The organism is Pseudomonas sp. PDM15, assembly GCF_014851565.1.
In the GTDB taxonomy this organism is placed as follows: domain Bacteria; phylum Pseudomonadota; class Gammaproteobacteria; order Pseudomonadales; family Pseudomonadaceae; genus Aquipseudomonas.
Genome location: NZ_JACVAA010000001.1, coordinates 447422 through 467091 on the forward strand (window position 1 = coordinate 447422; position 19670 = coordinate 467091).

Consider the following 19670-nt stretch of genomic DNA (forward strand, 5'->3'; position numbering starts at 1 on the left):
ACTCAGGCGTTGCTCCGGTCAGGCGCAGAACTGGCGGGTGAGCGGATCGTTCCCGCTGTCGCGGTGCACGGTCAGTTTCAATACGCGCCGCCCATGCAGGCAATGCCGTGGATGCCCGCTATGCTGTGCGCCACCACCTTCGTCAAGGATGACGATCCATGTCGCAATACCATCGTGAGTGGTGCCCGGGCGGCACCTATTTCTTTACCCATGTCCTGCGCCAGCGCCACCACAGCGATCTGCTGGTGCGCTACATCGACCAGCTGCGCGCGGCCGTGCACACCGTGCGTGCCGAGCATCCGTTTCGTATCCATGGCTGGGTGGTGCTGCCGGACCATCTGCATTGCGTGATCGAGCTGCCGGACGGCGATGCGGACTTCGATCTGCGCTGGCGCCTGATCAAGCTGATCTTCTCCCGCGACCTGCCGCTGCAGGAGAAACGCTTCGCCCTCAACCACACCCGACGCGAGCGTGGCGTCTGGCAGCGCCGCTATTGGGAGCACCTGATCCGCGACGAAGCGGACCTGCGCGCGCACCTCGACTACCTGCATTTCAACCCGGTCAAGCATGGGCTGGTCGAGCGAGTCGTAGATTGGCCGTACTCGACTTTTCACCGGGAGGTGCGGAAAGGCGTATATCCGGCCGATTGGGGCGGTGGGTCGAGCCCGGCGGCTGTGGTTTATGACGATTAGCCGGGCGCGGAAAGGATGGGGTTTGTAGGGTGACCGCTTTTGTAGGGTGTTACTCGCCGAAGGCAGTACACCAACGGGCGCGGCGCGGAGTCCTACCGCTGGCGATTGAGCTGCCGGCCCGGTGGGCTGTCGCTTCGCTCCGAGACCACCCTACGACGGAGTTGGCTTTTATAGGCCGCGGCTCTACATCAACCACGCCCCTACAACTTCAACCGCCGAATCGCCTTGCCCAGCTCATCCGCCAGACTGACCAGCTCGGCGCTGGTGCTGGCCGAGGCCAGGGTCTGCTGCACGGTTTGTTCGGTGACGTCGCGGATGCCTACCACCGAGCGGGTCATTTCCTCGGCTACCTGGCTCTGCTGTTCGGCGGCCACGGCGATCTGCGTGTTGCTCTCGCGCATCAACGCCACCGCCTGGGCGATATGGCCGAGGGCCTCGCCGGCGGCGCCGGCCTCCTGCACGCACTGGTCGGCCTTGAGCGAGCTTTCCTGCATGAACTCCACGGCGTCGCGGCTGGCGGACTGCAGGTTGCCGATCATGCGGGTGATCTCGTCGGTGGAGTCCTGCACGCGCTTGGCCAGGTTGCGCACTTCGTCGGCGACCACGGCGAAGCCACGGCCCATCTCGCCAGCGCGGGCCGCCTCGATGGCCGCGTTGAGCGCCAGGAGATTGGTCTGCTCGGCGATGCCGTGAATGGTCTCGACCATGCTGCCGATGGTGCGGCTGTCGTCGGCCAGTTGCTGGATCATCTCCGCAGTCTGCTGCACGCCCTGGGACAGCCCGGCGATGGCCTGGCTGGCGCGGCCCACCACCTGCAGGCCGACGCCGCTGAGGCGGTCCGCCTCGGTGGACTGGTCGCGGGTGTCCGCTGCGTGCTGGGCGATGTGGTGCACGGTGGTGGACATCTCGTTGATCGCCGTGGCGGCCTGGTCGGTCTCGCTCTGCTGGCCCAGCATGCCGCCGCGCACCTGCTCCATGCTGGCGGCCAGGCGTCGCGCGCCTTCGTCGAGACTGGCGGCGGCCTGAGCCACGGTGCCCACCACGCGCTGGTAGCCGGCCTGCATGGCGTTGAAGGCATTGGCCATCTGGCCCACTTCGTCGCGGCTGTCCAGCGCGGCGCGTGCGGCCAGGTCGCCGCTGCGCTCCACGTGCAGCATCACGTCCTTGAGTCGGTTGAGGTGGCTGAGGATGAAACGGATCAGCAGCTGCGAGGCGCCGAGCAGGAGCAGCATCAGGGCGAACACGCACAGCGCGTAGGCGCCGGCGCGGGCCTCGAACACCTGCCACAGGCTGGGGGCGCTGGCCGTCACCGCCAGGCGCTGGCCGTCGCCGGCATCCTGCAGCCAGGCACCGATCAGTGGGCTATCGCCCCACAGGCCATCATGTTCCAGCTCGACCCAGCCGCGCTCCTTGCCGGTCACGCCGGGCAGGGCCGGTTTTCCACCGCTGGCGAAGGTCAGTACCTGGGCGTCGCGCGGCAGTGGGCTGCCGGTCGGCCAGGCGGCCAGCAGTGCAGCCTTGGCCTGCGCGGCTTCGCGGGCTGTCTCGTAGCGGCCGGCCTGCTCCTGCTGCATGGCGAACAGCACCAGCATCAGAGTGGTGACGAAGGCCACCAGGTTGACGGCCCAGAACTTGTATTTGAGGGAGAGGTCGAGAATCCACTTTTTCATTGAGGTACTTCTGCACGCGGCTGTTCTGGCATTTGGCCATATCCTGCCTGGGAGCAATGCGGCCGCAATTGATCCCGATCAACCCGACAGATTCTGGCGCCAGCCGCTCGTCGCGGTGTGTCCAGGCGCCGGCAATCTGCGACAATCGCCGCCTAGCCGAAGTAGCCGCCCGTTGCGATGACCGATACCCAAGAATCCCTGCTGAAGAACCTCGACCAGACCCTGCTGGCCGACCGTCACCGCCTGCGCCGCCAGCTGCACGAACTGCAGAAGCAGACGCCGCAGGACGAGGCCAAGCTGGCGCAGTGGCTGGAGCGCTTCCAGGCGTCCGTGGCCAAGGTCGAGGCGCGCCGGCAGAGCATCCCGGCGATCCGCTACGACGACGCCCTGCCGATCGCCGCCAAGCGCGACGAGATCAAGAAGGCGCTGCAGGAGCATCAGGTGCTGGTGATTGCCGGCGAGACCGGCTCGGGCAAGACCACCCAGCTGCCGAAAATCTGCCTGGAGCTGGGCCGTGGCGTGCATGGCCTGATCGGCCACACTCAGCCGCGCCGCCTGGCCGCGCGCAGCGTGGCGACCCGCGTGGCCGAGGAGATCGGCACGCCGTTGGGCGAACTGGTCGGCTACCAGGTGCGCTTCGAGGACCATTCCGGCGACGCCAGCCTGATCAAGCTGATGACCGACGGTATCCTGCTGGCCGAAACCCAGCACGACCGCTTCCTGGAAAAGTACGACACCATCATCGTCGACGAGGCGCATGAACGAAGTCTCAACATCGACTTCCTGCTCGGCTACCTGAAGACCCTGCTGCCGCGCCGCCCCGATCTCAAGCTGATCATCACGTCGGCGACCATCGACCTGGAGCGCTTTTCCAAGCACTTCAACAACGCCCCGATCATCGAGGTCTCCGGCCGCACCTACCCGGTGGACACCTGGTACCGCCCGCTGGCCGCCGAGGTGGACGAGGAGGGCGAGAGCCTGCTCGACGACCTCACCGTCGACCAGGGCATCCTCGCCGCGCTGGACGAGATCGCCGCCCATGAGCGGGCCGAAGGCAAGCGCCCCGGCGACGTGCTGGTGTTCCTCCCCGGCGAGCGCGAGATTCGCGAGGCCGCCGAGGTGTTGCGCAAGGCCAACCTGCGCCTGACCGAGGTGCTGCCGCTGTACGCGCGGCTGACCCCGGCCGAGCAGCAGAAGATCTTCGCGCCGATGGGCGCACGCAAGATCGTGCTGGCCACCAACGTCGCGGAAACCTCGCTGACCGTGCCGGGCATCCGCTACGTGATCGACTCCGGCACCGCGCGCATCAGCCGCTACAGCTACCGCGCCAAGGTCCAGCGCCTGCCCATTGAGGCCGTGTCCCAGGCCAGCGCAAACCAGCGCAAAGGCCGTTGCGGCCGGGTCGAGCCGGGCATCTGCATCCGCCTGTACAGCGAGGAGGATTTCCTCGGCCGCCCGGCGTTCACCGATCCGGAAATCCTGCGCACCAACCTGGCGGCGGTGATCCTGCAGATGCTGCATCTGCGCCTGGGCAGCATCGAGGACTTCCCCTTTATCGAGCCGCCGGATGGCAAGGCCATCAGCGACGGCTTCACCCTGTTGCAGGAGCTGTCGGCGGTCAATCGCGAGAGCCAGCTCACCCCGCTCGGCCGCCAGCTGGCGCGCTTGCCCATCGACCCGCGCCTGGGTCGCATGGTGCTGGAGGCGGCCAAGCTAGGTAGCCTGGACGAGATTCTGATCGTTGCCTCGGCGCTGTCCGTGCAGGATCCGCGCGAGCGGCCGATGGACCGTCAGCAGGCCGCCGACCAGGCGCATGCCCAGTGGAAGGATGTGGACTCCGACTTCGCCGCGCTGATCAACCTGTGGCGCGGCTTCGAGGAGAAGCGCCAGGAGCTGGGCAGCAACCCGCTGCGCAGCTGGTGCAAGAAGAACTTCCTCAACTACCTGCGCCTGCGCGAGTGGCGCGACGCCCACCGCCAGCTGGTGCTGATCGCTCGCGAGCTGCAGTTGTCGGCGAGCAAGGCGGAGGGCAACCGTGGGAGCGGCCTTGGCCGCGATGCGAACTCTCCGGCAACTGATTGCGGCCAAGGCCGCTCCCACAAAAGCGCGCCGAGCCCAACCACCGACACCAAGGTCAACGTCATCGTCCGCGAGCAGGCCGAGGCCGGTGAAGCGGCGCAGCGCGCCAAGAGCTACGCCGCCGTGCACAAGGCGATCCTGTCCGGCCTGCTCAGCCAGATCGGCCAGAAGACCGAGGAGGGCGACTACCTCGGCGCGCGCCAGCGGCGCTTCTGGATTCACCCCTCCTCGGTGATCGGGCGCAAGAAGCCGACCTGGGTGATGACCGCCGAACTGGTGGAAACCACCAAGCTGTTCGCCCGCATGGTGGCCAAGATCGAGCCGGACTGGATCGAGCCGCTGGCCGGCCACCTGATCAAGAAGAACCACTTCGAGCCGCACTGGGAGAAGCGCCGTGGCCAGGTGGTAGCCTTCGAGCAGGTCACCCTGTACGGGTTGATCGTGGTCGGCCGTCGCCCGGTGCACTTCGGCCCGGTCGACCCGGTGGCGTCTCGCGAGCTGTTCATCCGCGAGGGCCTGGTGCGCGGCGAGATCAACAGCCGCGCCAAGTGCCTGGCGGCCAACCGCGAGCTGCTGGATCGCCTCGACGAGCTGGAAGCCAAGGCGCGCCGCCGCGACATCCTGGCCGACGAGGAAACCCTGTACGGCTACTACGAGGCGCGCATTCCGGCGGAGATCCACCAGGCCGCCACCTTTGAGAGCTGGTACAAGACCGAGGGCGCGAAGAACCCGCAGCTGCTGATCATGCGCGAGGAAGACGTACTGGCGCGCGACGCCAAGGAAGTCACCGCCGCCCAGTACCCGGACATCCTCCAGCTCGGCGAGCTGCAACTGCCGCTGACCTACCACTTCGAACCCAACCACCCGCGTGACGGCGTGACCCTGCGCGTGCCGGCACCGCTGCTGCCGCAACTGCCGGCGGATCGCCTCGAATGGCTGGTGCCGGGCCTGATCGAGGCCAAGGCCATCGCCCTGGTGCGCAACCTGCCCAAGGCCCTGCGCAAGAACTTCGTGCCAGTGCCGGACTTCGTCGGCGCCGCGCTTTCCAAGATCGCCTTCGGCCAGGGTTCGCTGCCCGAATCCCTTGGCCGCGAGCTGACCCGCATGACCGGCGCCCGTGTCTCCGAGGAGGCCTGGGAAGAGGCGGCGCAGCAGCTGGAAAGCCACCTGAAGATGAACCTGGAAGTGGTCGACGCCCGTGGCAAGTTCCTCGGCGAGGGCCGCGACCTGGCCGAGCTGACCGCGCGCTTCGCCGAAGCCAGCCAGGCCGCCCTGGCCATTCCGCAACAGAAGCAGGAACAGAAGCCGGTCGAGGCCAAGGCCTTCGCCCAGGTCGCCGAGAAGACCCAGCAGAAGATCGCCGGCCTCTCCATGACCGTGTTCCCGGCGCTGGTGGAAGAAGGTGGCGTGGTCAAGGAAGGGCGCTTCCCGACCCAGGCCGAGGCCGACTACCAGCACCGCCGCGCGCTGCAGAAACTACTGCTGCAACAGCTCGCCGAGTCTGCCAAGTACCTGCGCGGCAAGCTGCCGGGCCTTACCGAGCTGAGCCTGCTGTATCGCGAAATGGGCCGGCCCGAGGCGCTGGTCGAGGACATCCTGCTGGCCAGCCTCGACGCCTGCGTGCTCGACGGCGAAGCGACCCTGCCGCGCGACGGTGCGGCCCTGGCCGCCCTGGCCGAGAAGAAGCGCGGTGACTGGACCGGCCACGCCGAGCGCATCGCCAGGCTGGTGCTGGACATCCTCAAGCTCGCCCACGGCCTGCAGAAGCGCTTCAAGGGCAAGATCGACCTGGCTCAGGCCATGGCCCTCAACGACATCAAGCAGCAGCTGGCCAACCTGGTCTATCCCGGCTTCGTCCGCGAAACGCCCGGCGAGTGGCTGAAGGAAATCCCGCGTTACCTCAAGGCCATCGAGCAGCGCTTGGACAAGGTCGGCAGCCAGGTGCAGCGCGACCGGGTGTGGACCGGCGAACTCGCCGCCGCCTGGGAGCAATACCAGGCCCGCGCCGCCAAGCACGCCCAGGAAGGCAAGCGTGACCCCGAGCTGGTGCTGTACCGCTGGATGCTGGAGGAATACCGCGTGTCGCTGTTCGCCCAGCAGTTGGGCACGAAGATGGCGGTGTCGGACAAACGGCTGAGCAAGCAGTGGAGCCAGGTCGAGGCATGATGGCATTCTGAGCTCATGTCGGCGCTGCTTCGGCCGACATAGGTGGGCCGCCCGCTTGGGGCGGCCATTGCACAGGAGCTGGCGGTGAGGGTGATCGATAGGCTGACGCAGTCACTGGACCCGTTGCACGGCTTGCCCGAGGCGACGCGCCGGGAGTTCGCCCACTGGTACCAGCAGGCCAAGCTGCCGCAGATCCGCTACGTCGCCTTCCTGACCATGGTGCTGTACCTGATCTACGCGGCCATCGAGCAGAACGTGGCCACCGATCACCTCGGCCTGCGCCTGCTGGCGCATGGCGTGGCGGTGCCCCTGGCACTACTCGCCGTCGGCCTGCTCAGCTACCACGAGGCCGGGCAGCGCTGGATGCTGATACTGCTGTTCGTGGCGCCGGTCGGCGCGGTGGCCACCAACCTGACTTTCAACTACGGCAAGGCGGACTTCGCCTACTTCGTGCCGGAGATCTACCTCAACCTGATGTGGACCTTCACCGTCTCCGGCCTGACCCTGCGCCAGGCCCTGCAGACGGCCGGCGCCTCGGTCGTGCTGCTGCTCTTCGTCACCCTGGGCGACGCCCTACAGCCGGGCGTGCAGCGCCTGCACCTGATCTGGGTGCTGGCATCCTTCTCCTTCGGCGTGCTCTGCGCCTTCGTGCTGGAGAAGGCGCACAAGACCATGTTCCTGCACCAGGGCCGGCTGGCCCTCAGCGCCACCGTCGACGGTCTCACCGGGCTGTGGAACCGCTCGCGCATCGACCAGCTGTTCGCCGAGGAAATCGCCCGCGCCCAGCGCTACGGCACGCCGTTCTCGGTGATCCTGCTGGACATCGACCACTTCAAGCACGTCAACGACCACCACGGCCACGCCGTGGGCGACAGCGTGCTGCGCCAGTTCGCCATCCTCCTGCGCGACAACGTGCGCAGCGTCGACAAGGTCGGTCGCCTGGGCGGCGAGGAGTTCCTCGTCATCCTGCCGGAGATCGACGCCCAGCAGGCCCAGACCGCCGCGCTCACCCTGCAGGCGCGCATCCGCCAGTTCGACTTCGACACCGTGCTGCGCAAGACCGCCAGCTTCGGCATCACCCACTACCTCGGCGACGAAAACCCGCAGAGCATGCTCGACCGCGCCGACCGCGCGCTGTACCGGGCCAAGGCCAATGGCCGGGACCGCATAGAAGTGCTCTGAAACGGCCGACAAGGCTTGTCATCATCCTGGGGCTCGACGGCACGCAAGTGATAGGGCATGTTGGCGCCCCCTCGCATCCACCCGGATCAGCCATGTTCGAAATCCAGCCCATGAGCCCCGAGCTCTACCGCCAGCAGACCCGCCGCAGCACCTTCGTGGTGATCGCCATCTTCCTGGTGCTGGCCATGCTCTGTGCCACCGCCAGCACCCAGCTGTTCGGCGGCCCGCCCGGCGACAACTTCAAGTGGAACCTGCTCGGCGTGCTGTGCGGCATGGGCCTGACCATCGGCGTGGTGCGCCTGCAGTTGTGGCACCGCCCGTTCATGGCGGCCGCCGCCTACGGCTGGGGCCTCAAGCGCAGCCTGATGCGCGTCACCAACGTCATGCACCACGTCAAGGCTGGCGTGGCCGCGGGCGATGCCAGCGCCATGCAGCTGCTGCGCTTCTACCACCTGGGCGTGACCCAGATGCACCAGCTGGACGGCAACAGCGCCGACCTCAGCCACATGGTCCGCGAGATCGACGCGCACCGCGCGCTGATGGAGCAGCGCGGCCTGGACGTGGAGCAGAAGCGCCTCGATCCGGCCTGGCTGGAAGCGGTAAAGACGTTCAAGCCCTAAACCAGCAACGCCAGCCAGGTCGAGGCGAACAGCAGCAGCGCCAGCATCTGGTTGAAGCGCTTCATCCGCTGTGGTGACTGCAGCAGGCGGGCGCTGCCGGCGCCGAGCAGGGCCCAGGCGGTCATGCTCGGAATGGCCAGCAGCAGGAAGATCAGCGACAGCTGCAGCACGCGCAGGGCCTTGTCCGCGCTGCCGGCGGCGAACACGCTGACCACCGCGACGGCCATCATCCACACCTTGGGATTCACCAGCTGCAGCGCCGCTGCGCCCAGCGGGCCGAGTTCGCGTGCGTCCTGGGTGTTCAGCGGCGCGGCCGCGCTGCGCCACAGCTGCCAGGCCAGCCAGCTCAGCCACAGTGCGCCGAGCCAGCTCATCGCCAGTTGCACGCGCGGGTAGCGCAGCAGCGCCTCGCCAAGGCCCAAGCCCACCAGCAGCACGATCAGCGCCGCCGCCAGGCAGGCGCCTAGCACCAGCGGCAAGGTGGCGCGCACGCCGAAGCGCGCGCCGTGGCTGAGCGCCAGGATATTGGTCGGCCCCGGCGTGATGGTGGAAGCGAAGGCGAACAGCAGGAAGGGCAGCAGGGACTGCATGGCTCAGCCCCTCCGCGCGTGGCGAGAATGATGGGTACGCATGGCATGAATTCTCCGTGTCAGGGAGGCTCATGCTGCGGCGTGGCGGCGCGTCAGTCTGGAAGCTTTGTGCAGCGGCGACGGTAGTCGGCGGGCGTCAGTTGATAGGCGCGGCGGAACCAGCGGCCCAGGTGGCTCTGGTCGGCGAAGCCCAGGGCGCTGGCCACATCGGCCGGCGTGTCACCACGGGCCAGCCGCTGGCGCGCCTTGGCCAAGCGCAGCTGGATCAGGTAGGCGTGCGGGGCGATGCCGAAGGCGCTCTTGAACGCGCGGCTGAGGCGGAAGCGATCCACCCCGCAGGCGGCCGCCGTGTCGTCCAGGCCGATGTCCCGGTCGAAGTTGGCGTGCAGATAGTCGCGGGCGCGCTGCGCCACCAGCGGCAGGCGCGGGTCCGGGTTGTGCCGTTTGCGCCACTGCAGGCGGCTGGTCATGCTGCCGAGCAGGTCGTCGATGGCGGTCTGCCGCACGATGCGCAGGTCGCCCTCGTGCAGCGTGTGGAAGGCGCGGAAGATGGCGCCGGCCATAGGGGCGTCGTTGTTGAGGATATTGGCGAAGCTCGGCGTGCTGTTCGCCGGCGCATGCTCGAACAGCGCGTGCAGCTCGCGTTCCAGCCACTGCGGGTCGATGTACAGCATCGAATAGGTGAAGCCTTCCGCGGTCGGCGCGTGGCCGTCGTGGATCTCGCCCGGCTCCAGCAGAATCACCTTGCCCGGAGTGCTCAGGTGCTTCTCGCGGCGGCAGTTGAACTGCTGCACGCCCTGTTCGGTAACGCCCACCAGGTAACTGTCGTGCCAGTGCGGGTCATAGGCGTGGCCCTCGAAATGGGCGCGGATCGACTCGATGCCGGTGTCGGCATCCTGAGCGAGGTCGATCCAGTTGCGTGTGTCCACGGGGCGTACCGGCAAGCGTGATGGGGCCAGTGGCCACCTTAGCGCGTTCACCCCGTGGCGTTTAGAAGATTTGTGCGTGGCTCAGGGCAGCTGCGCCTGGCCATGCACCCGTTCGAGAAAGTCGCGCATCAGCGCCGCCGCCTCCTGCAGGTGGGTTTCCAGCAGCCAGTGGCCGCCGTCCTCGAACAGGTGCAGCTCGGCGTCCGGCAGGTCGCGCAGGTAGGCGCGCGCCGCGCCCGCGGGCATGAAGCCGTCGCGCGGGCCCCAGAGGATCAGCGTCGGCGGCTGGTGCTGGCGCAGGTACACCTGGTAGTGCGGGAACCAGGCCAGGTTCTCCCTCAGCCCGGTGATCAGCTGCAGGGCGATCTGCTGGCGGCGCGGCGTCATCAGCGCCCAGTGCAGCTGCCAGAGGTCGGGCGGGATGCGGGCCGCCACGTGCGGCTCCACATCATTGAGGAACTCGTCGCGAAAGCCCTCCAGGCTCACCGACTCGGCCAGGGTGCGTTGCGTCTCGTCGCTGGGGTTGGCGAAGAACTGCTTGAGCGCAGCGTACTTCGGCCCCAGCTGGTCCTCGTAGATATCGCCGTTCTGCACGATCAGCGCGGTGATGCGCTGCGGCCGGCTGATCGCCAGGCGCAGGCCGATCTGCGAGCCGAAGTCGTGCAGGTACAGGGCGAAGCGCTCGATGCCCAGGCGGTTGGTGAAGCGCGCGAGGAAGTCGGCGTAGCCGTCGAAGTCGTAGCTGAACTCGAAGGGCGTGCCCGAATAGCCGCAGCCGGGAAAGTCCGGGGCGACCAGCCGCCAGCGATCGGCCAGCAGCGGCAGCAGGTTGCGGAATTCGTAGGAGGAGCAGGGATAGCCGTGGGGCAGGAGCAGCACCGGCGCTTCCTGCGGGCCGGCTTCGCGGTAGAACACCTCGACGCCGTCGAGATTCAGGTACTGGTGGCGAACGTGAGCGGGCGGTTGCATGGGACCTCCCCGAAGGGTTGCTGGTCCCGTTATGACAGCGCCTCGCGCTCGCCGATTGGGTCGCCCGCCGGATGGTCGCGACGGCGCGGCTCAGCGTTTGTTGGCGATGTCCCGGATATACAGCGCTTCGACCTTCTCCCGCGCCCAGGGCGTTTTGCGCAGGAACTTGAGGCTGGAGTCGACGCTGGGGTCGTGGGTGAAGCAGCGGATGGCGATGAGCTGGCCGAGGCGATCCCAGCCGTGTTTGTCGACCAGGGCCTGGACGATGGCTTTCAGGGGAAGGCCGTGGAGGGGGTCGTTGCTCATCGAGGCAGCTCGGTGGATCAGGGGCGGGCACTTTAACTCCCCTCTACCGTTTACGGGAGAGGGGAGGGGCGGCCCGCGTAGGGGAGAGGGGCTTTTGTTTCGTGCCGCTGCTGATTCTCGCGTTGCTTGATGCTTCAGTTCCGCCCTGCTGGGCGTGTCCCTTTTGGCAGTCGCCCCAAAAGGAACCAAAAGGTCTTGCCCCCGCCATCCGGGTCTCGCTGCGCTCGACTTCCCTCACTCCATCGTTGTTCCAGGGGCCCGCCGCGAAGGGCCATCCCTGGCCCATCGCGGCTCTCGCGGCATCCATGCCGCTCAACCCCTTACACAACGATTCCGTTCGGCCTCCTGAAGGGGGCAGGGAGTTGCCTGCGGGGGCGATATTGCTTTTGTAGGGTGTTACTCGCCCGAAGGGCAGCACACCGTTCCGGTGTGGTGGGCTGCCTGCGGCGAGACCACCCTACGAAAGTGAGTCCGCAAGAGGCGGAAGAACTACCAAGCAACTCGGAGTCCGAACCCCGTCAGGAGGCCGAGTGGAGGTGCTGCGCAGGGGGACGAGCCGCATGGATGCGGCGAGAGGCTTAAAGGGCCATGGATGGCCCTTGTAAGCCGGCCCCCGGAGCGGCACCGGAGCGAGGGAAGTCTGGCCGTAGGCCAGACCCGGATGCCGGGCGCGTTTTCTCTTTGGTTACTTTCTCTTTGCGCGTGCAAAGAGAAAGTGACTCGCCGTGCAAGGCGAAACCTGTAGTTTCAGCCAAGGAAAGTGTTGCGGTTTAGATATTTTGTCTGGGCACGAAACGTGGTCTACCCCTACTACTCCAGATAGTTAGGAGAAGCGTACGCAGTCACTTAATTCGTCCAAATTGTCTGTGCTGGTATCAACCCCAAAAGCTTTCAAGAATTTTTGAGCAAAAATATCCTTTGGACCTTCCTTGCCTTCTTCTTTATTCAGAATTCGAGAAATCGAACTCACAAATAGATCGGAAATTTGCATTAGAGGGGAGATGCTAGAGTCCTCGGCTTCGACTACGTCAATGTATACATTTCCTTGAAAAAGGTTGCTGGCAGCGTTTTTCAACTGCAGTTCGATTTCCATAAGTGCAAGCTTGTCTTTCGATTCCTCCTCTGCATCCTTCCTGAATTGCAAATTTCGAGGTAGGACGGCGCGTCCAGATTTGTTTTCTTCTGAGATTCCCTGAATGACCATGTGATAGAAAAGCTTGTTAAGCGTGTCGTCGACGTTATATAGACCGCTTCGCAGAACCGCGAGGCCCTTGAACGAAATAGATGAGGAATTTTGAATTATAGCTCCGAGGAGTTCCTCATAAGCTTCAAGATTTCCTTTGTTGATTTCTTTGAAATGCATTTCACCTTTAAAACCAATTTCTGCTTTTTTCTGATTGATAGCAGCAGTAATCTTCATGGTTTCGTAACTGCGCAATACCCACAGGCTTCCTACCAAAAGATATTTCCCTGTCTTGCCACTCTCGTCAGCGTATATGCAATAAACAGGATGCGATGGCCTTACTTCAAGAGCGCGCTGCTTCTCTTCTTCCTCCAATTTTCCTCTGAATTTCCTTACCTCTGGCGAGGCAATAAATAGTCCCAGAACATTCTGAACAACTGCTCGAGCGCGCGCGATTGAGTGTAGTCTTTGCAGTTTCGGATAATTCTCGAATGAGATATCTCCGCCACTGTATAAGTCTGTCTGAAAAGTTTTCCAGTAAATGATCTGGCACTTCACGTCTGAGTCGCGAGCTTGGGGGTAGTGGTTGAGAATCCATGCCACCCTGTCTGTTACTCGGGTTGGGCTGTTGCTAGCAATCGCGGAAAGAACTCGTATCTTTTCGGCTTCTTTGTCCCGGTTCTTTTTATCTAATGCGACGAGTGTTTCCTGCTCCGTTTCTTCATCTTCCATTGGCGTAACTACAAAGTCATTCATATGAGTCCCTTCGATAGCTGAGTGTGTCGATATGCCAGCATTGAGTGTGTGGGCTTGGCCGTCAATACCCATCAGGCCACATCGCTGCTGGCGCGTAATTTAGGCGCTAGCCAATAGGGGCAGTAAGAGCATTGAGTACCGATCGCTGTCATTCGGACATTAATCGTTGTTCAATCGACATCAGAATTTCGTTGTCTTAACGACCTTCATTGTTTTCAACTAATTGTAAATAAAGAGAAAAATATCTGGCACGAAAGCTGAGTAGCTCCAGGCGCAACGCCTACATAACGGAGAACTCAGATGAATCGCTTTGCCTTGCTTGCTTTCAGTGTCGGCCTGCTGGCCGTGCAATCCGTTCAGGCCGCCGAGGTGGTGGCGGAACAGGAGGAGAACTCGGTCGGCACCGGTTTCGGTGGGCTGACCGGGTTGATGGTGGGTGCCGCGGCCGGTGGCCCGGTTGGGGCCGTGGTCGGTGCGGCGGTAGGTGGCTGGGGTGGGGCGCAGGTGCAGCGCGCCAGTGGCCAGACCGGTACCGCCTACATCGTGCGTGACGACGAGGGCGAGGAGCGCTGGGTGCGCTCGCCGCATCAGCGCTTCGAGCGTGGTCAGCGCGTGGACCTGCGCCAGGGCCGGCTCTATCCCCATTGATCGCTGTGTTGCCGCTCCGGGCCTGGTCCGGGGCGCGGCCTTCCTTTTCCTGTTTCGAGGTAGTCATGAACAATCAATTCGAGCAACGCCTGGCGGTGGTGACCGGCGCCAGTTCCGGTATCGGCCTGGCCGTGTGCGAGCAACTGCTGCAACGCGGCGCGCGGGTGCTGGCGATGTCGCGCAGCCTGGGTGGGCTCCAGCCGCTGTTGGCGCAGTATCCCGAGCGGCTGTTCTGGTTCGAGGGCGATGTGACCCGCGAGGCGTCGCTGCAGGCCCTGGCCGAGCGCGCGGCCGAGCTGGGTACGGTGGATTACCTGGTGCCTAACGCGGGCATCGCCAGGCTGGCGCCAGGCAGCGACCTACAGGCGTTCGACGAGCAGTGGCGCATCAACGGCGCCGGCGCGGTGAATACCTTCTATGCGCTGAAGGCGCAGCTGGCACGGCCGGCATCGGTGGTGTTCATCAGCACCTTCCTGCGCCACCTGGGCTTTGTCGGCCTGGGTGCGTACATCGCCACCAAGGCGGCGCTGTCCAGCCTGGTGCGCAGCCTGGCGCTGGAGCATGCGAGTGAGGGCCTGCGCCTGAATCTGGTGTCGCCGGGGCCGACCGCTACGCCGATCTGGAACAGCCTGGGTCTGCCGGACGAGGCGCTGGCGGGTGTGGCCAGCGAAGTGAGCGCGCGGCTGGTGGACGGCGAGTTCCTCAGTTCCGAGGCGGTGGCCGAGGTGGTGTTGTTCCAGCTGTCCCACGGGGCGCGTGGGGTGTACGGCCAGGACTGGGTGGTGGACAAGGGCTACACGCTGCGCTGAGGAACGGGGCTGCTGCACGGCGCGTTGACGCTCCTGCCGGCATGGGCGCAGGAGCGTCGGGCGTCTGTTCGGCGCGGTGGCAGCTCGTCCGAACCGACCGGGGGTTGGCGAACTCGGGTGGACGCACGCGGTCTGTCACCCGTCGGTCCGTTTGCGTCTTCGCGGTGGTCGACGTGGTCGTGCCCGCTTGCGGGCTCCGTTTCCCTGTCTGGTGAAGATTGCCCATGCTCTTGTCCCGTCTGCGTTCCGTGATTGCCTCTTTCTTCCAACCCCGCGTGCTCGGCAGCTGTTTGCTGGGCACCTTATACGCCGCGGGCGCGCAGGCCGAGGAGGGCGCGCAGAATTCGCGCTGGGTCAGCGACAACCTGAGCACCTACGTGCGCAGCGGCCCCACCGACGGCTACCGCATCGTCGGCTCGCTCGCCTCCGGGCAGAAGGTCGAGCTGCTGCGCAGCCAGGGCGACTACAGCCAGGTGCGCAGCGATAACGGCGACAGCGTATGGATTCCCACCCGCGACCTGCAGAGCGTGCCCGGCCAGGCCGAGCGCCTGCCGCAGCTGGAGCAGAAGGTGGCCGACCTGAGCGCCGAGCTGAAGGGCATCGACGACACCTGGAACACCCGTGTGCAGGGCATGCAGGAGACGCTGGATTCGCGCAAGAAGTTGATCGATGAGCTGCAGGCCACCCGCAGCGATCTGGACAGCCAGTTGAACCAGGCCCAGGCGGAACTGCGCGAGGCTCAGGCGCAGCTGGGCGGCGAGAACAAGCAGGTGCTGATGCGCTACATGGTTTATGGCGGCAGCATCGCCGGCGCCGGCCTGCTGGCCGGGTTGCTGCTGCCGACCGTGCTGCGCGTGCGGCGCAAGCGCAACGACGGCTGGGTTTAGGACGCTAGCGCCTCACCGGCTGCAGAGTGCCGCAAGGATGCGGCCGCGCAAGCATGCCTGCACAGGTCAGCGCTGCATGACCAGAGTGCGTGGCTGGCCGGAGGTCTCGTCGTGCACCTCGATATCCATCAGGCCCTCACGGAAGCTCACCGTGACGATGCGGGCGTTGCGGTATTCCCCTGCGGCGTAGTCGTAGAACCTGATGGTCTCGCCGCTCTTGATCATCGTCCCGCGGTCGATGTCGACATTGGTCTTGCTCTGCTGATCATGACCGTCCCAGGCCATGGCCGGACCGCTCAGCAGCAGGGCGAATAACAGGACTGCACGCATGGCATCACTCTCGCTCGGGTAGTGGTTGTCCATAAAAAAGCCCCGCATGGGCGGGGCTCTTTCGCAGGCAAGTCGTTAGACGACCTGGACCTGTTCGGCTTGTGGGCCTTTCTGGCCTTGGGCTGCGACGAAGGAAACTTGCTGGCCTTCATCGAGCGACTTGAAGCCGTTGCCTTCGATCTGGCGGTAATGGACGAAGAGGTCCGCGCCGGATTGGGGGGTGATGAAGCCAAAGCCTTTCTCGGCGTTGAACCATTTGACGATGCCGGTTTCACGGTTTGCCATGATGTAAATCTCCAGGGATAAGGGATCAACCAGAAGAGGGTCCTGGTCGACTGAATGCAAAGTGAAGGGGGGTAGCCGAGGAGATGGAAATCAGAGACAGAACATCAAGACGGTGCCGCTAAACAGGGCAGGCAGTGGGCGCAGCATACAGGCTTTGGATTGATTGACCAGTTCTATCTGGAATCGGAAGGTAATTAGGGACAGCCGGTCGTTTTAGGCTGGCAAGGCGGGAGAAGTTTGTATAGTGGGTGCTCATCCGCGCAAGGAGCTCCGACATGAATGACCCCGCCAACGATCATCTGCGGGCTGCACTCGATGCGCAGGTCGAGGCATTCCTCACCACTGGCGGCGAGATCACCCAGGTTGCCATCGGCACCTCGGGCATCCCGCTCGATCACAAGAAGACCCACTGGTCGTCGAAGGCCGCTGCCAAGAAGCCGGCCGCCAAGGGCTAGCTTGCGCCAGCGGACTCAGTCAGCGGCGCCGGCGCGCTTGAGCAGCTGCTTGCAGCGCTCGGACAGGTGCACCACGCGCAGGTGCTTACCGGCCTTGGCGTAGCGCTCGCGCAGGGTGTGCAGCGCGGCGATGGCGGAGTAGTCGACGAAGCTCAGGTGGCGGCAGTCCAGCGTCACCTGGTCCGGGTCCTGCGCCACGTCGAACAGGTTGAGGAAGGGCGTGGTGGACGCGAAGAACAGCGTGCCGTGGGCGCGGTAGAGCTTGCTGCCGTCGGGCTGGGCGTCGCTGTCCACATACAGCTCGCGGGCGTGGTGCCAGGCGAAGTTCAGCGCGGCGATGACGATGCCGCAGAGCACGGCGGTGGCCAGGTCGGTGAACACGGTGATGACGGTGACGGCGACGATCACCAGCACATCGTTGGCCGGCACCTTACCGAGCACGCGTAGCGAGCCCCAGGCGAAGGTCTGCTGCGACACCACGAACATCACCCCGACCAGCGCGGCCAGCGGGATCAGCTCGATCAGCGGCGAGAGGAACAGCACGAACAGCAGGATCATCACCCCGCTGACCACGCCGGACAGGCGGCCACGGCCGCCAGAGCTGAGGTTGATCACGGTCTGCCCGATCATCGCGCAGCCGCCCATGCCGCCGAACGCGCCGGAGACGATGTTGGCCGCGCCCAGGGCCACGCACTCGCGGTTGGTGTGGCCGCGGCTCTGGGTGATTTCGTCGGTGAGGTTGAGGGTGAGCAGGGTTTCCAGCAGGCCGACCAGGGCCATCAACGTGGCGTAGGGCGCGATGATGCGCAGGGTTTCCAGGTTCCAGGGAATGTCCGGCAGGGCGAGCTGCGGCAGGCCGCCGGCGATGTGCGCCATGTCGCCGAGGGTGCGGGTGGGCAGGCCGAGCAGGTAGACCAGCAGGCCGACGCCGAGGATCGCCACCAGCGCCGGCGGCACCGCGCGGGTCAGCTTCGGCAGCAGGTAGACGATGGCCATGGTCAGGGCCACCAGGCCGAGCATCCAGTACAGCGCCGCGCCCTTGAGCCAGCCTTCGCCTTCGTGGAAATGCTCCAGCTGCGACAGGGCGATGACGATGGCCAGGCCGTTGACGAAGCCGAGCATCACCGGGTGCGGCACCATGCGCACCAGCTTGCCCATGCGCAGTACACCGAACAGGATCATCAGCAGGCCGCCGAGCAGCACGGTGGCCAGCAGGTATTGCACGCCGTGCTGCACCACCAGGGCGACTATCACCACCGCCATCGAGCCGGCCGCGCCGGAAATCATCCCCGGCCGGCCGCCGAACAGGGCGGTGATGGTGCAGATGATGAAGGCGCCGTACAGGCCCATCAGCGGGTTGAGCTGGGCGATCAGGGCGAAGGCGATGCACTCGGGCACCAGGGCGAATGACGAGGTGAGGCCGGCCAGGATGTCGGCGCGCAAGCGGGCGATTTTCATGCGGTACCTGAGGGCGGACCGGCCGGTGCCGGTCGGGCTGCGGTGAAAACGGGTGGCGGATGTTACGGGGTGGCGCTGGCTGGCGGCCAGCCGCCAATCAATTCAACCGGTAACGCGCCAGGTCCTGGGCGCTGAGTACCTTCATGCGCTGCGGCTCGATAGCCTGCATGTCGGCGGCCAGGCTGGGCGCCACGCCCATGTCGCGCAGGTAAGCGGCCGGGTTGGCAGGCAGGCCACCGAGGCGCGCTTGGGCGGATTCGCCGGCAGGGAAGTGCGGGCGATGGATGCCGACGTAGCCGCGCACGGTCTTCTTGCGGCCGGCGGCCAGCAGGTAGACGCAGCTGCCCTGGCACACGCCCTTGGCCGGCACCAGGGTGTCGAAGCCGGTTTCGCGCAGCAGGCGGCCCATGCGCATGGCCTCGGCGGCGCTGCCGCCGATGTTGTCGAGCAGGAGGATCTTGCGGGCGAACTTGCCGGGGTGGGCCTGCAGGCCCTTGAACAGCGCCTCGTAGTCGCCGGGGGCGATGTCTTCGGAGATCTTGGCGATCAGGATGCGGCCGATGTTCTTCTGTTCGGCGGCTTCGATTTCGACCTTGGCGAAAGCAGGGCTGGTGCACAGGGCGGCGACGCAGAGGAGGGCGATGCGAATCATGGATCGGCTGTTCTGACTGCAATTACACGGCCGCAGAAGATACCCGGAGCAGCGCCTGCGCGCACCTGCCGCTCGCCAACCGGGCTCAGCGCTCCACCGCCAGGACCACGTCCGGGCAGCTGGCCTCGTCGGTGATCAGCTGGCGCTTGCCCCAGTTCTCGGCACGGGTATACCAGGGCTCGGTGCTGTCATCGAGCTGGGCGATGGCATCCGTTTCGCCATTGGCGGCGGCCTTTTCCAGCCACAGGCGGCGCTGGTCCTGGTCCAGCGGTATTGGTCCACGGCCGAAGCTGTAGGCCTCGGCCAGTGCGGACTGGGCGCGCGGCAGGCCTCCCAGGGCGGCCTTGCACAGCCAGCTCGCGGACTTGGTGTCGTCATGGGCGTAGTGCATGGCGGTCTCGTCACCGCTGGCGATGCCCAGGTCAACGTTCTCGACCATATCGCTGCGGTATTGCTCGCTGAGCAGGTACTGGGCCTGCAGGTTGCCCTGCTTGGCGGCCGTTTCGAACCAGAACATGGCGCCGATGCGGTCCTGGCCGCTTTCCTTCCAGGCCAGCAGGTAGCTGCCCAGCTCCAGCTGTGCCTCGACCATGCCGCGCTCGGCGGCGGCCACCAGCCACTCCTCGTAGATCGCCTGCTGCACGATGTTCTCCGAGGTGGTGCGGTACAGCTCGAGCAGGCGCTGGTCGGAACTCAGGTCGCCCTGCTTGGCCGCCAGCAGGTAGTAGTAGCGCGAGTTCATGTACTGCTGCTGGCTGTCGGAGAAGCGCGCCACCGTAAGGCTGGCGCAGACATCGCCCGCGGCGGCCTTCTCTTGCAGGGCATGAATATCGACTACGTCGACGTCAGGTGCTGGCACACATGCATCGGTCGAGGCGGCCTGGGCGTGCAGGCAGGGGAGCAGGGTGAAAGCGAGAACGAGGGCGGGGCGCATGCTGATTCCTTCCGTGGACATGGTGGCCGGGACGCGGCCTGCGGGCGACCTTAGCCAAGGGCAGGTCGCC

19 protein-coding genes and 1 pseudogene are annotated in these 19670 nt (G+C 65.4%); 8 read left to right on the plus strand and 12 right to left on the minus strand.

The features are described from left to right. Positions 1-158: 158 nt before the first annotated feature. A complete protein-coding gene (locus IB232_RS02105) occupies positions 159-692 on the plus strand; it encodes an REP-associated tyrosine transposase (protein WP_192396911.1) in 534 nt (177 codons plus the stop codon). A gap of 200 nt (positions 693-892) precedes the next feature. On the opposite strand, the gene IB232_RS23855 is transcribed toward IB232_RS02105, so the two are convergent. After that, the gene (locus IB232_RS23855) at positions 893-1777 is read right to left on the minus strand and encodes a methyl-accepting chemotaxis protein (RefSeq protein ID WP_412547708.1); all 885 of its coding nucleotides are present in this window, start codon (positions 1775-1777) and stop codon (positions 893-895) included. Beyond that, positions 1763-2362, minus strand: a pseudogene (locus tag IB232_RS23860) (HAMP domain-containing protein); the annotation flags it as partial. The gene IB232_RS23855 and the pseudogene IB232_RS23860, both read right to left, overlap by 15 nt. 177 nt (positions 2363-2539) lie before the next feature. Here IB232_RS23860 and hrpA point away from each other — a divergent pair. The 3 genes from hrpA (at position 2540) to IB232_RS02125 (ending at position 8409) form a co-directional block, all read left to right on the plus strand. Next, on the plus strand, positions 2540-6607 hold the full coding sequence (gene hrpA, locus IB232_RS02115; RefSeq protein ID WP_192396913.1) for an ATP-dependent RNA helicase HrpA: 4068 nt from the start codon (positions 2540-2542) through the stop codon (positions 6605-6607). 84 nt (positions 6608-6691) lie between these two features. Then, complete coding sequence (locus tag IB232_RS02120; protein WP_318652219.1) at positions 6692-7789, plus strand: GGDEF domain-containing protein; 1098 nt, start codon at positions 6692-6694, stop codon at positions 7787-7789. Positions 7790-7881: 92 nt separating this feature from the next. After that, on the plus strand, positions 7882-8409 hold the full coding sequence (locus IB232_RS02125; RefSeq protein ID WP_192396914.1) for a DUF3087 domain-containing protein: 528 nt from the start codon (positions 7882-7884) through the stop codon (positions 8407-8409). Here the strand turns inward: IB232_RS02125 and IB232_RS02130 are convergent. The 5 genes from IB232_RS02130 to IB232_RS02150 form a co-directional block, all read right to left on the minus strand. Beyond that, positions 8406-8999 (minus strand): LysE family translocator, encoded by a 594-nt coding sequence (locus IB232_RS02130; protein WP_192396915.1) that lies wholly within the window; start codon positions 8997-8999, stop codon positions 8406-8408. The genes IB232_RS02125 and IB232_RS02130 overlap by 4 nt on opposite strands. A gap of 92 nt (positions 9000-9091) precedes the next feature. Next, on the minus strand, positions 9092-9928 hold the full coding sequence (locus tag IB232_RS02135) for an AraC family transcriptional regulator (RefSeq protein WP_192396916.1): 837 nt from the start codon (positions 9926-9928) through the stop codon (positions 9092-9094). Between the two features lie 81 nt (positions 9929-10009). Continuing rightward, positions 10010-10897: an alpha/beta fold hydrolase gene (locus IB232_RS02140; RefSeq protein ID WP_192396917.1), complete on the minus strand. Its 888-nt coding sequence runs from the start codon at positions 10895-10897 to the stop codon at positions 10010-10012. 90 nt (positions 10898-10987) lie between these two features. Then, positions 10988-11203: a VF530 family DNA-binding protein gene (locus IB232_RS02145; RefSeq protein ID WP_192396918.1), complete on the minus strand. Its 216-nt coding sequence runs from the start codon at positions 11201-11203 to the stop codon at positions 10988-10990. A gap of 823 nt (positions 11204-12026) precedes the next feature. After that, on the minus strand, positions 12027-13214 hold the full coding sequence (locus IB232_RS02150; protein ID WP_225592077.1) for a DUF3800 domain-containing protein: 1188 nt from the start codon (positions 13212-13214) through the stop codon (positions 12027-12029). Positions 13215-13442: 228 nt separating this feature from the next. On the opposite strand from IB232_RS02150, the gene IB232_RS02155 reads away from it, so the two are divergent. The 3 genes from IB232_RS02155 (at position 13443) to IB232_RS02165 (ending at position 15486) form a co-directional block, all read left to right on the plus strand. Further along, positions 13443-13790: a hypothetical protein gene (locus IB232_RS02155; protein ID WP_192396919.1), complete on the plus strand. Its 348-nt coding sequence runs from the start codon at positions 13443-13445 to the stop codon at positions 13788-13790. A gap of 65 nt (positions 13791-13855) precedes the next feature. Beyond that, positions 13856-14599 (plus strand): SDR family NAD(P)-dependent oxidoreductase, encoded by a 744-nt coding sequence (locus tag IB232_RS02160; RefSeq protein ID WP_192396920.1) that lies wholly within the window; start codon positions 13856-13858, stop codon positions 14597-14599. Between the two features lie 224 nt (positions 14600-14823). After that, positions 14824-15486: a TIGR04211 family SH3 domain-containing protein gene (locus IB232_RS02165; RefSeq protein ID WP_192396921.1), complete on the plus strand. Its 663-nt coding sequence runs from the start codon at positions 14824-14826 to the stop codon at positions 15484-15486. A 66-nt stretch (positions 15487-15552) separates the two neighbouring features. On the opposite strand, the gene IB232_RS02170 is transcribed toward IB232_RS02165, so the two are convergent. Next, positions 15553-15816 carry a DUF5334 family protein gene (locus tag IB232_RS02170; protein ID WP_192396922.1) on the minus strand — a complete coding sequence of 88 codons (264 nt, stop codon included), beginning with the start codon at positions 15814-15816 and terminating at the stop codon, positions 15553-15555. Positions 15817-15891: 75 nt separating this feature from the next. Then, entirely contained in the window at positions 15892-16101 is a 210-nt protein-coding gene (locus tag IB232_RS02175; protein WP_192396923.1) for a cold-shock protein, read from the minus strand. Between the two features lie 275 nt (positions 16102-16376). On the opposite strand from IB232_RS02175, the gene IB232_RS02180 reads away from it, so the two are divergent. Then, positions 16377-16556, plus strand: a complete 180-nt coding sequence (locus tag IB232_RS02180) for a hypothetical protein (protein ID WP_192396924.1) — start codon at positions 16377-16379, stop codon at positions 16554-16556. A gap of 15 nt (positions 16557-16571) precedes the next feature. Here IB232_RS02180 and IB232_RS02185 read toward each other — a convergent pair whose 3' ends face one another. The 3 genes from IB232_RS02185 to IB232_RS02195 all read right to left on the minus strand — a co-directional run bounded on the left by IB232_RS02185 (position 16572) and on the right by IB232_RS02195 (position 19600). After that, complete coding sequence (locus IB232_RS02185) at positions 16572-18014, minus strand: SulP family inorganic anion transporter (RefSeq protein ID WP_192396925.1); 1443 nt, start codon at positions 18012-18014, stop codon at positions 16572-16574. A gap of 97 nt (positions 18015-18111) precedes the next feature. Beyond that, complete coding sequence (locus tag IB232_RS02190) at positions 18112-18666, minus strand: hypothetical protein (RefSeq protein WP_192396926.1); 555 nt, start codon at positions 18664-18666, stop codon at positions 18112-18114. 85 nt (positions 18667-18751) lie between these two features. After that, a complete protein-coding gene (locus IB232_RS02195; protein WP_192396927.1) occupies positions 18752-19600 on the minus strand; it encodes a tetratricopeptide repeat protein in 849 nt (282 codons plus the stop codon). Positions 19601-19670 lie beyond the last annotated feature (70 nt).